Source organism: Agrobacterium sp. YIC 4121 (assembly GCF_002008205.1).
Lineage (GTDB): Bacteria > Pseudomonadota > Alphaproteobacteria > Rhizobiales > Rhizobiaceae > Agrobacterium > Agrobacterium leguminum.
On the sequence record NZ_MRDI01000016.1, the window covers coordinates 219,351 to 232,365 of the forward strand.

At 61.0% G+C, this 13,015-nt stretch carries 9 protein-coding genes and 1 riboswitch; of the genes, 6 read left to right on the forward strand and 3 right to left on the reverse strand.

The window, feature by feature from the left end:
• The first annotated feature begins 161 nt into the window (after positions 1-161).
• A complete protein-coding gene (locus BTE54_RS15630) occupies positions 162-2,477 on the forward strand; it encodes an NADP-dependent malic enzyme (protein WP_078053050.1) in 2,316 nt (771 codons plus the stop codon).
• A gap of 136 nt (positions 2,478-2,613) precedes the next feature.
• Positions 2,614-3,729, forward strand: a complete 1,116-nt coding sequence (locus BTE54_RS15635; RefSeq protein WP_198939156.1) for a DUF2865 domain-containing protein — start codon at positions 2,614-2,616, stop codon at positions 3,727-3,729.
• A gap of 194 nt (positions 3,730-3,923) precedes the next feature.
• Here the strand turns inward: BTE54_RS15635 and bluB are convergent, their stop codons facing one another.
• Both bluB and BTE54_RS15645 read right to left on the reverse strand, forming a co-directional pair.
• Positions 3,924-4,640, reverse strand: coding sequence for a 5,6-dimethylbenzimidazole synthase (gene bluB, locus BTE54_RS15640; protein WP_078053051.1), 717 nt, complete (start codon positions 4,638-4,640; stop codon positions 3,924-3,926).
• 76 nt (positions 4,641-4,716) lie between these two features.
• A riboswitch (cobalamin riboswitch) is annotated at positions 4,717-4,900 on the reverse strand.
• Positions 4,901-4,964: 64 nt separating this feature from the next.
• Positions 4,965-5,795 carry a TolB family protein gene (locus tag BTE54_RS15645; RefSeq protein WP_078053052.1) on the reverse strand — a complete coding sequence of 277 codons (831 nt, stop codon included), beginning with the start codon at positions 5,793-5,795 and terminating at the stop codon, positions 4,965-4,967.
• A 191-nt stretch (positions 5,796-5,986) separates the two neighbouring features.
• Between BTE54_RS15645 and BTE54_RS15650 the strand changes: the two genes are divergently transcribed.
• Positions 5,987-6,364: a glyoxalase superfamily protein gene (locus BTE54_RS15650; protein ID WP_078053053.1), complete on the forward strand. Its 378-nt coding sequence runs from the start codon at positions 5,987-5,989 to the stop codon at positions 6,362-6,364.
• Between the two features lie 238 nt (positions 6,365-6,602).
• On the opposite strand, the gene BTE54_RS15655 is transcribed toward BTE54_RS15650, so the two are convergent.
• Positions 6,603-8,282: an NAD+ synthase gene (locus BTE54_RS15655; RefSeq protein WP_065656130.1), complete on the reverse strand. Its 1,680-nt coding sequence runs from the start codon at positions 8,280-8,282 to the stop codon at positions 6,603-6,605.
• A gap of 222 nt (positions 8,283-8,504) precedes the next feature.
• On the opposite strand from BTE54_RS15655, the gene BTE54_RS15660 reads away from it, so the two are divergent.
• From BTE54_RS15660 to sthA, 3 genes are all read left to right on the forward strand, one after another.
• A complete protein-coding gene (locus tag BTE54_RS15660) occupies positions 8,505-10,445 on the forward strand; it encodes an LTA synthase family protein (RefSeq protein ID WP_198939157.1) in 1,941 nt (646 codons plus the stop codon).
• A gap of 115 nt (positions 10,446-10,560) precedes the next feature.
• The gene (locus BTE54_RS15665) at positions 10,561-11,094 is read left to right on the forward strand and encodes a DUF1003 domain-containing protein (RefSeq protein ID WP_078053054.1); all 534 of its coding nucleotides are present in this window, start codon (positions 10,561-10,563) and stop codon (positions 11,092-11,094) included.
• A 407-nt stretch (positions 11,095-11,501) separates the two neighbouring features.
• The gene (gene sthA / locus BTE54_RS15675) at positions 11,502-12,905 is read left to right on the forward strand and encodes a Si-specific NAD(P)(+) transhydrogenase (RefSeq protein WP_004433043.1); all 1,404 of its coding nucleotides are present in this window, start codon (positions 11,502-11,504) and stop codon (positions 12,903-12,905) included.
• Positions 12,906-13,015 lie beyond the last annotated feature (110 nt).

A 13,015-nucleotide genomic window follows, 5' to 3' on the forward strand; every position in this document is an offset into this window, starting at 1 on the left:
GACAGACGCCGGTTTTTATAGGGAATATGACGAAAGCCTTCACGAAAACGCGAATAAGCCATGGCCGCATTTGCATAAGGTGCGGTCAAATAACGGCTGTACCACGGGGAAGTTTGTTGTATTCAGGGGTCCGGAATTGAACCAGACATGACGGTGGAAGAATGACCTCTCACGATAAGAACAACACGCCCGCCAACACGGCAAAGGCCGACATCGAGGAACAGGCGCTCTTTTTCCACCGCTATCCGCGCCCCGGCAAGCTGGAAATCCAGGCCACCAAGCCGCTCGGCAACCAGCGCGATCTGGCGCTGGCCTATTCGCCGGGTGTTGCCGCCCCCTGCCTCGCCATCCATGAAAATCCGGAAACGGCGGCGGAATATACCGCCCGCGCCAACCTCGTCGCCGTCATCTCCAACGGCACGGCGGTGCTCGGCCTCGGCAATATCGGCCCGCTCGCTTCCAAGCCGGTGATGGAAGGCAAGGCCGTCCTCTTCAAGAAATTCGCCGGCATCGACGTTTTCGATATCGAAATCGATGCGCCCGGCATCAACGACATGGTCTCCACCATCGCAGCGCTGGAGCCCACCTTCGGCGGCATCAACCTTGAGGACATCAAGGCGCCGGAATGTTTCGAGGTGGAACGCCAGCTGCGCGAAAAGATGAACATCCCGGTCTTCCACGATGACCAGCACGGCACCGCGATCATCGTCGCCGCCGCCGTCACCAATGCGCTGGAACTCGCCGGAAAATCGCTCTCGAGCGTCAAGATCGTCGCCTCGGGCGCCGGCGCGGCAGCTCTTGCCTGCCTCAACCTGCTCGTTTCCATGGGCGCGAAGAAAGAAAACATCTGGGTCCACGACATTGAAGGCCTCGTTTACGATGGCCGCAACACGCTGATGGACGAGTGGAAAGAAGTTTACGCCCAGAAGACCGACAAGCGCGTTCTCTCCGAAACCATCGACGGCGCGGATGTCTTCCTCGGCCTTTCCGCCGCAGGCGTGCTGAAGCCGGAACTGCTGGAGCGCATGGCGGAGAACCCGCTGATCCTGGCGCTTGCCAACCCCAATCCGGAAATCATGCCGGAGGCGGCGCGTGCGGCCCGTCCGGATGCGATGATCTGCACCGGTCGTTCGGATTTCCCGAACCAGGTGAACAACGTTCTCTGCTTCCCCTATATCTTCCGCGGCGCGCTGGATTGCGGCGCAACCACGATCAACGAGGAAATGAAGATGGCCGCCGTGCAGGCCATCGCCGAACTCGCGCGTGAGGAAGTTTCCGAAGTGGCCGCGAAGGCCTATAGCGGCGAAACGCCGGTCTTCGGCCCGAACTACCTTATCCCCTCGCCTTTCGATCCGCGCCTCATCCTGCGCATTGCGCCAGCCGTTGCCCGCGCTGCGGCCGCAAGCGGCGTCGCCGCCCGGCCGATCACCGATTTCGAAGCCTATCTCGACCAGCTGAACCGTTTCGTCTGGCGTTCCGGCTTCATCATGAAACCGGTCTTCAATGCCGCGAAAGCCGCCGAAAAGAAGCGCATCATCTTTGCCGAAGGCGAAGACGAGCGCGTACTGCGCGCCGCCCAGGTGCTTCTGGAAGAAGGCACCGGCATCCCGATCCTCATCGGCCGTCCGCAGATCATCGAAACGCGCCTGAAGCGCTTCGGCCTGCGCATCCGCCCACATACGGATTTCGCCGTGGTCAACCCGGAAGACGATCCGCGCTACCGCGACTATGTCGATGACTATTTCGCCCTTGTCGGTCGCGTCGGTATCAACCCGGAAGCAGCCCGCACCATCGTGCGCACCAACACGACCGTCATCGGCGCGCTGTCGGTGAAGCGGGGCGAAGCGGATGCGCTGATCTGCGGCCTCGAAGGCCGTTACGACCGCCACCTGCGCGACGTCAACCAGATCATCGGCAAGCAGGAAGGCGTGCGTTCCTTCGCGGGCCTCAGCCTGCTCATCACCCAGCAGGGTGCGCTGTTCCTCACCGACACTTTCGTGAATTACGACCCGACCTCCGAGGAAGTGGCGGAAATGGCCATTCTCGCGGCCAAGGAAATCCGCCGCTTCGGCATCACGCCGAAGATCGCCCTCGCCAGCCATTCCAATTTCGGCTCGCGCGATTCCGAAAGCGCCCGCAAGATGCGCCGCGCCCTGAAGATCGTGCAGGAGGCCGCACCGGAACTGGAAGTGGATGGCGAAATGCAGGGCGGTTCGGCCCTTTCGGAAGCGCTGCGCAAGCGTGCCATGCCGAACAGCGTGCTGACGGGCGAAGCGAACCTTCTGGTTTTCCCGAACCTCGATGCCGCCAACATCACGCTCGGCGTCACCCGCACCTTGACGGAAGGCCTGCATGTCGGCCCGATCCTGCTCGGCACGGCCCTGCCCGCCCATATCCTGTCGCCCAGCGTCACCTCGCGCGGCGTGGTCAACATGGCGGCGTTTGCCGTGGTGCAGGCCTCGCACCCTTCGGTGTGATAGAGGCCGCATTAACGCAATTTTGAACAGGCTGTTGCCGCATTGCGGCAACAGCTTATGTTATCTTCCCGAAACACGGATGTCGTGAAGTATAACGCCCCTGCCACCAGCCGGGGACATCGAACGGATCGAACAATTGACCCGCCGCAGCCGCATCATCGGCCTCCTGCTTCCCCTTGTTTTCCTCGCCCCGGCCGCCGCCTTCGCGGATCAGGTCTGCGATACGCTTTATGCGCAATTGCGCGAACCGCCCCGCGTCATCGGCAATACGGCCGAGGTGCGGCGTTATGCCAATGCGCTCGCCCGCCAGAACATCGTCATCCGCAAGATCAGGAACGACCTGCGCGGCTACGGCTGCTCATCCGGCAGCGTCATCGTCTATGGCAATCCCAATGCCGGTATCTGCGCCGAGATCGGCGATGCGCTGGCGGAAGCGGAAAGCGAGCGCGACGCCATCATCCGTGACCGCGACGACGCCATGGCGGCCGCGCGTGACAACGACGGCGACATCAGGCGGCAGCGCATTCTCGCCGCCCTCGATGCCAATGGCTGCAACACCATGCCACAAACGGAAACACAATTGCCTCCGCCTCCGGATGTGACGCGTTATCCCGACGCTTTTCGGCAGAATGGCCCGCAGAACGACGATGAGCCGGGACAGGCGGGGCTTTCGCCCTACCCCAACGCTGCCGCCGAGGGTGGGCTTCGCACACTCTGCGTGCGCACCTGCGACGGCTCGTTTTTCCCCATCGCGTCCAATGCCTCGCCGCTTGATTTTCGCGCCCAGGCGGAGCAGTGCGAGAAAATGTGTCCGGGCACCGAGACGGAGCTTTATTTCCATTCCATGACGGATCAGGAAACCGCCGACATGGTGTCTGCGGAAACAGGCAAGCCCTACAGGGACCTGCCAACCGCCTTCGCCTACAGGAACGCCACGGCAAAAGCGCCGGGCTGCGCCTGCAACATGGCCGCCTATCACAAGGAAATGCAAAAGCAGGAAGAGGCCGCCCGGCCGCAGCCCGAAAAACCCTATTCCGGCATCACCACCATTCCATCACCGCAAGGTGACAAGGCTGAGAAACCCACCGAACAGCGACAGGCCGCCAAGCCGCCGGAACAGCCCGTTCCCGAACGCGACTATGACCCCAACGACAGCCGCGTCCGCGTCATAGGCCCGAAATTCCTGCCCGACCAGACAGGCCGGATCGACCTGAAGAACCCGGCATTGAAGGGTATACAGCCGCAGCAGTGACATACATCGCGGAGCGAGCGCGCGCCCCTTGCTTCTTCTCCCCAACGGGGAGAAGTCCGCGGCAGCGCGATGAGAGTGCGGCGTCAGCGATATTCGGAGAGCTTGCCCTCTCATCCGACCTTTCGGGCCACTTTCTTCCCGGCGGGGAGAAGAAACACACGGCAAGGCCCCGCCTTGTTCACAGGCCTACGCTTCTACATCCCGCCCCAGCGGTTACGAAACACCAGTTCCTCCAGCGGCACGCGCTGTCGCCAGCCCTTCACCGCCAGTTCCGGCTCGTTATAGAGCGCATCGACACGGCCGAGGCAAAGCCAGGCGACGATTTCGATATGGCCGGGAATATCGAGAATGGTGCGAATGTCGCTATCGTGGAAAATGCTCACCCAGCCGACACCGATGCCTTCGGCGCGCGCCGCGAGCCAGAGATTCTGGATGGCGCAGACGGTGGAATAGACATCCGTGCGCGGATTATGGGTGCGGCCCAGCACCACCTTGCCGCCACGCGTCGGATCGCAGGTGACGCAGATGCTGAGCGGCGCCTTGCGGATGCCTTCAAGCTTGAGACTGCGATAAAGCGCCTGTTGCTCGCCCGTAAACATCGCCGCCGCCTCCTCATTGGCGCGGCTGAAGGCCACGAAGGCCGCCTGACGGATCGCGCCATCGGTGATGAGGGTGAAATTCCACGGCTGCATGAAACCGACCGAGGGTGCGGAATGAGCCGCCTTCAAAAGACGCTCCACCAGATCGTCCGGCAGCGGGTCCGGCAGGAACTGGTCGCGCACGTCGCGACGGGTCTCGATGGCGCGGTAAATCGCCTCGCGTTCCTCACAGGAAAACGGGCGGGCGGGCGAGAGCGCATGATCGAACGAACTGGCGCCGGGCGGATTGTTTACGGACGAATCGGCTGGCATCGCTTATCCCCAACAATGCAAAGGCCGGGCGCAAATGCGCACCCCGCCTCGACAATAACCTGCCGCCGTCCGCGCGGTTCGGTCTATCCCGTCAGGCCGGTCTTCTGACTAGGCTTCATCCGCCCTTTTCGCCTTCCCGAATTGCTTCAGTGGCTTTAAAAAAAGAACGTCCGCCTCACAGCGCTGGGCACGTTCCGGTCTTTCACCGGATTCCCGATTCTCCCGCCGCAAGGGCAGGCACCTGACAGGCAAGCTATGGGCAAAAAAGTTTGCGAATGCAAGCATCCTGCCGGTGGTGCGGCAATGTGGCCTGCCTCACCCCCATCATTCCACCGGGAAATACCTGACATAAGCGAACTCGTCCCCATCCGGTGACCAGTTGGGCGAGTTCATCGTCCCCTGCCCGCCGAAAAGTTCGAACAGCGTCTCGACATTGCCGCCATCCATATCCATCAGCCGCACCCGCACATCGAGATCGCGCGGATGGTCGAAAACGTCGCCGTCATAGGAAATGAACACCACCTTGTCTCCCTTGGGAGACGGGTGCGGAAACCAGTCGCCATAGGGACTGTCGGTAATGCGCTCGACGGCGGAGCCATCCACCCGCACGCGCCAGATCTGCATTCGCCCGGTGCGGCTGGAATTGAAATAGATCCACTCGCCGTCAGGCGAATAATCCGGCCCGTCATTGCGGCCCTCGCCATGGGTCAGCCGCGTCTCGACGCCGCTTGTTATATCCATCGAATAGATATCGAAGACCTGATCGCGAATGCCGCAATAGGCAAAACCTTTCCCATCCGGCGACCAGCCATGCCAGTAGGAGGGAAGATTTTTCGTTATCAGCCGCGGCGCACCGCCCACCGAGGGCATGAGGTAGATGGCGCTCTTGCCAAATTCCACCTTATCGGAAATGGCGTAGAGCGATCCATCCGGCGAAATACCGTGATCATTGTTGCAGAGCGTGGCAAAGCCGGTATCGACCTTCTCCGGCGCGATATCACCGGCAAGAGACAGGCGGTAAAGCAGACCTTCGCTGTTCAGCAGCAGATATTTTCCATCCGGCGACCAGTTCGGCGCTTCGAAGAGATCAGGCGTCTGCCACACCACCCGCATCTGCCGGGTGCGGATGTTGAAGATTTCGATGGAGCTGCGCATTCTGCCTCCCGGGCGTGTCCGTGTGTCGTTCAAAGCGCCCGGCAATGCAGACATTCCGTTTGCATCCACCATCGCCTCGATTATGATCCTAGGGCGGCAGGCACCGTCCTGCAAATTCAAACCGGAAAAAACGCCAGCGCTCCGGCACCGTCCGTGACCCTTGCCGTTTCTCCCAGATCCGAGGTTCCGCGATGAATACCATCGCCGATCACGGCATCCGCTTCGGCCGGATCGCCGCAATGCTTCCTGTCAAAAACATCGAAAAGGCCCATGATTTTTACGTTGGCGTGCTGGGCTTCGAAAAGACCTTCGAAAACGGCAACCCTGTCGGTTTCATGATTCTCAAACAGGGCAATGCCGAACTGCACCTGACATTGCAGCCCACACATAAGGCAGCGCCCTTCAACGTGGCGCATATGATGGTGAGCGATGTCGATGCGCTTCACGCACTTTGCAAGAGCCAGGGCTTGCGCATCATCAAGGGCCTGCAAGACAAGGATTACGGCCTGCGCGCCTTTGTGTTTGAGGACCCGGATGGCAACCGCATCGATGTGGGGCAGGCTATTTAAGACAAGTGAACGGCGCGGGGTTTTCTCCGCGCCGCTTGTTTAATGTTGTGGAACGAGCGCATGCCCCTTGTTTCTTCTCCCCGCCGGGGAGAAGTCCGCGGCAGCGAGATGAGGGGGCAAGGGTAGTGAGTTACGGCAACGTTGCCCCCTCATCCGACCCTTCGGGCCACCTTCTCCCCGGGAGAAGAAACGAGCAGCAACGCCGGGCAAAACATCCGCTACCCGCGCCTTCCTTCAATCACCTATCCCGGAACCGGTTGGTGATCGGATAACGCCGGTCACGCCCAAAGTTCTTCTTGGTGATCTTCACGCCCGGGGCCGATTGCCGGCGCTTATATTCGGCGAGATAGAGCAGATGCTCCACCCGGTGCACGGTCGCCACATCATGGCCACGCGCCAGAATTTCCTCGACCGACATTTCCTTCTCGACGAGGCATTCCAGAATATCGTCCAGCACCGGATAGGGCGGCAGCGAATCCTGGTCGGTCTGGTTGGGGCGCAATTCGGCCGACGGGGCCTTGGAAATGATATTGGCCGGGATCACTTCGCCGGAAGGGCCGAGCGCGCCCGGCGGCACATGGGCGTTGCGCCAGCTGGAAATGGCATAGACCTGCATCTTGTAGAGGTCCTTGATGGGGTTGAAACCGCCATTCATGTCGCCGTAGAGCGTGGCATAACCCACCGACATTTCCGACTTGTTGCCCGTCGTCACCACCATGGAGCCGAACTTGTTCGAGACGGCCATCAAAATCGTGCCACGCGTGCGGCTCTGCAGGTTTTCCTCGGTAATGCCCTCTTCCGTGCCTTCGAAGAGATCGGAAAGCGCCGAGAGGAATCCTTCCACCGGCTCGACGATCGGCACGATGTCGTAACGGCAGCCCAGCGCCTTGGCGCAATCGGCCGCATCCTTCAGCGATTCTTCCGAAGTATAACGGTAAGGCAGCATGATGCAGCGCACCCGCTCCTCGCCCAGCGCATCGACGGCAAGGGCGGCACAGATCGCCGAATCGATGCCGCCGGAAAGGCCGAGAACCACGCTCTTGAAGCCGTTCTTGTTGACGTAATCGCGGAAGCCCAGCATGCAGGCGCGGTAATCCGCCTCCTCGCCTTCGGGAATCTTCGAGAAAGGTCCGCTGTCGCAATGCCAGCCGTCTGCCGTGCGTTTCCAGTCGGTAACGGCAAGTGTGGCTTCGAACTGGCTCATCTGGAAAGCGAGCGTCTTATCGGCATTAAAGCCGAAGCTCGCGCCGTCGAACACCAGCTCATCCTGCCCGCCCAGCTGGTTGGCGAAGACGAGCGGCAGGCCGCTTTCGATAACCTGCCGCAGCGCCACCTGATGGCGCACATCCAGCTTGCCGCGATAATAGGGCGAACCGTTCGGCACCAGCAGGATTTCCGCCCCGCTTTCGGCGAGCGTTTCGCAGACACCCATATCGTTCCAGATTTCCTCGCAGATCGGAATACCGATCCTGACTCCACGGAAATTATAGGGACCGGAAATCGACCCTTCGGAGAAAACACGCTTCTCGTCGAATTCGCCGTAATTCGGCAGGTCGATCTTGTCGCGCAGCGCGATGATCTTGCCGCCATCCAGAAGCGCCACGGAATTGTGCCGGCCCGTCTCACCCTGTCGCGGAAAACCGATGACGATGCCCGGCCCGCCATCGGCGGTTTCCGCCGCCAGCTCTTCCACGGCTTTCAGGCATGCTTTCAGGAAAGCCGGCTTCAGCACCAGATCTTCCGGCGGATAGCCCGATATGAACAGCTCGGTCAGAAGCAGAAGATCGGCGCCCTGCGTCGCCGCATCGGCCCTTGCCTCGCGCGCCTTGGCGAGATTGCCCGCCACGTCGCCAACGGTGGGATTGAACTGCCCGACGGCAATCCGGAGATGGTTCTCTATATCGTGTCTGTCGCTCATGGCTTTTCAATACCGCGCCCGTGCCCGCTCCGCAACGCGGCAATTGCATGGCGACGCCCGTTAGGCTTCGTCCGCGCGCGTTCACGCTAAGGTTATCGCCGCACCGGCCAGACTCTTCAAAGTTCATGTCGCGTTCATCGCGCTTATGTGACAGTTACATGACACTTTTGCGACACCCGATTCACCTCCCGGGATCGGCCGTGCCGCCTGCAATACCGGAGTATGAGTTTGAGAGATTCGGCGCCAAAAACAACGGCTTCCGAAAAGGCTGGTTTCGTCTTTTCGCCTGCATGGACAAGGAGCCTTTCCAAGCTTTCGGGCATCGCCTATCCGCTTGCCAATCTGACGGTCGCGTCCGTCGTGCTGGTCGTGGCGCTGGAGTGGATCGCCCGCGGTTCGCTCACCGATGTCGGCGCTTTCCTCACCTCCTCCGCCCGCCCCGGCATGACCACCATTGCCGCCGTGCTCGCCCTTCTCGTGGCGTTGGATGCACTTCTTGGCAGGCGTTACCTCTCGCTGATCGCGCTTGCGCCGCTCTGCGCGCTGACGGGGCTGATTTCGGCACAGAAACAGACCTATCTTTCCGATCCGCTTTATCCCTCCGACCTGCTGTTCGGCCGACAGATTCTTGAGCTTCTGCCGACCATGCTGAAGGCCCAGCCGATGACGGCAGCCCTCGTCGCCCTCGGCATCTGCGCCACGATTGCGGCACTTACGGGCCTCTGGCTGCTGGCGCGCCGCCACTCACCGGGCTTGAGCTTGCGCGAACGCGCCGCCGGTCTCGCGATGGCGCTGCCGCTTCTTGCGGGTCTCGCCTCGCTTATGGACTATTCGCATTATTCCTGGGTGCGCGATCGCCTCAACATCATTCCAATGATGTGGGATCAGCAGGAAAATTACCGCCATAACGGCTTCCTGATGGCCTTTGCCTTCAATATTCCGATGGCCAATGTCTCGGCGCCGCAGGGTTACGGCGAAAACACCATTGCCGACCTGACTTCCGAGCCCGCCGCCTTCGCCGCCAACAAGGGCGATTACCCCGATGTCATCATGCTGATGAGCGAATCGCTGTGGGATCCGACGCGGCTGGAAAATGTGAACCTCTCCGCCGATCCCATGCCGACGATCCGCGCCAAACAGTCCGGCAATGTCTTTTCCCCCGAGTTCGGCGGCATGACGGCGAATGTGGAATTCGAGGCACTGACCGGCTTTTCCAACGCCTTCCTGCCCTATGGCAGCATTCCCTATCAGCAATATATCCGCCGCCCGGTGCCCTCGCTCGCCAGCTTCTTCCGTGGCGAAGGTTATTCCGCCATCGCCATGCACCCCTTCCAGGAATGGTTCTGGAACCGCGAGCAGGTCTACAGGAATTTCGGCTTCGAGGAATTCCGCTCCGAAGAGACGCTGCCGGCCATGGAAAAACGCGGCAACTTCGCCTCCGACGATGCGCTGATGGACGAGATCATGGCGACGGCCGAAAAAGCGCAGAACCCGCTCTTCCTCTTCGCCGTCACCCTTCAGGGACATGGTCCCTACGAGGCGACCCGTTACGCCGAGAACACCATCGGCGTCGAAGGCGATCTCTCCGCCTCGGCCTCGCAGGCGCTCGCCACCTATTCGCAAGGGGTGGCGGAAGCCGATGAAGCGCTGCTGAAACTCATGCGCTGGGCGAAGAAGCGTGACCGGGAAACCATCGTCGTCCTGTTCGGCGACCATCTGCCGCCGCTCGGCCAGACCTTCGTGGAAAGCGGCTATATGCCGGGCATGGTAGCCAGCCGCCGCGCGCCGCTGGAGGTGATGAAGAAGGAACACGAGACGCCGCTCGTCGTCTGGTCCTCAAAGCAGGGCGTGCGCAAGAATATCGGCACCATCAGCCCGGCGCTTTTGCCCTATCACGTGCTGAAGACGGCGGGCTTCTCCGATCCTTTCTACACCGGCACGCTGGGCGACGTGCAGCAGGCCTTTTCCGTCATCGACCGGCATATGCTTGTGGCAACCGACGGCAAGGCCCTGCCCGACTGGTCAATTGCCCCGAACGCCGTTCCCGACGTGGTGCGCGATTACCGCCTGCTGCAATTCGACATGATGTTCGGCCAGCAATATGGCCGCGAGCGCTTCTTCCCCGGTTTCAACTGGCTGCACGAAGGCGCGCCATCGGTCTGATGTTTTTCGGCGGGGACGCCTGAACCGCATGGCGGTGGAAATCGTTTGAATTCCGCCGCCATGCGGGTTTATCTCGGGAACATCCGCATCGCCCCATCAGAACCGGAGACACACCGTGTCAGATATCTCCGACTATATCGTTTCGCATTTCAAGCGTTCCTCTCGCGAAATCGGCGAAGTGGAGCGGCGCATTCTGGAACTGTCGCACCAGAAGAAACTGATTTCGCGCGACACCAATGCGGAATTTTCCGCTGGCGCGAGTTTCGGCGACAGGCTGGCCGACAATATCGCCAAGGTCGGCGGTTCCTGGGGTTTTATCCTCGGTTTCTGCTTTTTCCTGATCTTCTGGGCTGTCATCAACACCATCATCCTGACGACCGGCGCTTTCGATCCCTACCCCTTCATCTTCCTCAACCTGCTGCTTTCCATGCTGGCGGCCATTCAGGCGCCGATCATCATGATGTCGCAGAACCGCCAGGCCGCCCGCGACCGTTTCGAGGCCGCCAAGGACTACGAGGTGAACCTGAAGGCCGAGCTTGAGGTTCTTTCCCTGCATGAAAAGATCGATGTGAAGGTGCTGGCCGAACTGGCCGCGCTCCGTCAGGACCTTGCGGCACTTCACCGCCATGTCACCCGGAAGGAAGACTGACGCCGCTTACCCCCCTCTGCCCTGCCGGGCATCTCCCCCTCAAGGGGGGAGATCGACTCGCGGGCAGGTTTCGCCCATCTCTACATTTGCGAATGAACTGGTGGTCGCGCCTCCTGCCGATCTCCCCCCTTGAGGGGGAGATGCCCGGCAGGGCAGAGGGGGGTAAGCCACACGCACCTCCGCCCTCCAGAAATCGCACAACCTCCTGAAACCCCACCCCCAGTTACGAATCCGTCAGATTCTTACGCTACAGATTGACGCAGGCGTTTGTTGCATTGCACTCTTGCGGGCAAGGCTGAAGGGGGGAATCACTCCCCATCGTCAAAATGGCATCATGACCATTTCGCAGCGACGCCATGCCGGATGCGACATCCGGTCATCGCAATAATTCTGTTCCGGGGTTTTTCATGCACCAGTTCGATCTGATTGTTGTCGGCAGCGGTCCGGCGGGAAGACGGGCCGCCATTCAGGCCGCCAAGCTCGAAAAGAGGGTTCTGGTCATCGAGAAGGGCAGCCGCGTCGGCGGCGTTTCCGTGCACACCGGCACCATTCCATCGAAGACCCTGCGCGAGACGGCGCTCAATCTCACCGGCTGGCGCGAGCGCGGTTTTTACGGCCGCGCCTATCGCGTCAAGCAGGAGATCGATGCCGAAGACCTGCGCCGCCGCCTGCTCATCACGCTGGATCACGAAGTGGAAGTGCTGGAACACCAGTTTGCCCGCAACCGCGTGCAGCACATTCGCGGCACCGCGAGCTTCATCGACGCCAACACCATGAAGGTGGTGAAGAGCGACGGCGAGATCATGACCGTGACGGGCACCTCCATCCTGCTGACCATCGGCACCCGCCCCTATCGGCCGCCGCATATTCCCTTCGATGGCGAAGCGGTGCTAGATTCGGACGAGATTCTCGAGATCAAGGAACTGCCGCGCTCCATGGTCGTCGTCGGCGCCGGCGTCATCGGCATCGAATATGCCACCATTTTCAGCGCGCTCGATACGCAGGTGACGGTGGTGGAGCCGCGCGAAACCATGCTGGAATTCATCGACAAGGAAATCGTCGAGGACTTCACCTATCAGCTGCGCGACCGCAACATGAAGCTGATCTTCGGCCAGAAGGCGGAAAAGGTGGAGCGCGACGAAAGCGGCAAATGCCTCGTCTCGCTCGGCAATGGCCGCGTCCTGAAGGCGGAGACCGTCCTCTTCGCCGCCGGCCGTGTCGGCGCCACCGATACACTCAATCTTTCGGCCTGTGGGCTGGAGGCCGATAGCCGCGGCCGCCTGAAGGTCGATCCCGAAACCTTCCAGACCTCGGTGCCGAACATCTATGCCGCCGGCGACATCATCGGTTTCCCGAGCCTTGCCTCCACCTCCATGGAACAGGGCCGCATCGCCGCCCGCCACGCCGTCGGCGCACCGGCCGGCGAACCGCCGCAATTCTTCCCTTACGGCATCTATGCCGTACCGGAAATTTCCACCTGCGGCCTGACGGAAGAAGAAGTCATCGAACGCGGCATTCCCTATGAATGCGGCATCGCCCATTTCCGCGAAACCTCGCGCGGCCACATCATGGGCCTCGACAGCGGCCTGTTGAAGATGATCTTCTCGCTCAAAACCCGCCGCCTACTCGGCGTCCACATCGTCGGCGAAGGTGCGACCGAACTGGTGCATATCGGCCAGGCGGTGCTGAACCTGAAGGGCACCGTGGAATATTTCGTCGAGAATACGTTCAACTATCCGACGCTTGCCGAGGCCTACAAGATTGCGGGACTCGATGCGTGGAACCGCATGGGTGAGATCAAGAAGGATTGAGGTTGCACCGGGGGCGGCTTTTGAGACGGCGGAGTTACCGTATTCGGCCTTTTGAGAAAGCATAGCATCCCCACCCCGTCATCCCGGCCTTGAGCCGGGATCCAGCGCGA

Bases quoted from the DNA above. Each gene is read 5' to 3' on its own strand.
- bluB (WP_078053051.1), bottom strand. From the start codon at position 4,640: ATGCCAGCCGATTCGTCCGTAAACAATCCGCCCGGCGCCAGTTCGTTC.
- BTE54_RS15655 (WP_065656130.1), bottom strand. From the start codon at position 8,282: ATGAGCGACAGACACGATATAGAGAACCATCTCCGGATTGCCGTCGGG.
- sthA (WP_004433043.1), top strand. From the start codon at position 11,502: ATGCACCAGTTCGATCTGATTGTTGTCGGCAGCGGTCCGGCGGGAAGA.
- BTE54_RS15630 (WP_078053050.1), top strand. From the start codon at position 162: ATGACCTCTCACGATAAGAACAACACGCCCGCCAACACGGCAAAGGCC.
- BTE54_RS15660 (WP_198939157.1), top strand. From the start codon at position 8,505: ATGAGTTTGAGAGATTCGGCGCCAAAAACAACGGCTTCCGAAAAGGCT.
- BTE54_RS15645 (WP_078053052.1), bottom strand. From the start codon at position 5,795: ATGCGCAGCTCCATCGAAATCTTCAACATCCGCACCCGGCAGATGCGG.
- BTE54_RS15650 (WP_078053053.1), top strand. From the start codon at position 5,987: ATGAATACCATCGCCGATCACGGCATCCGCTTCGGCCGGATCGCCGCA.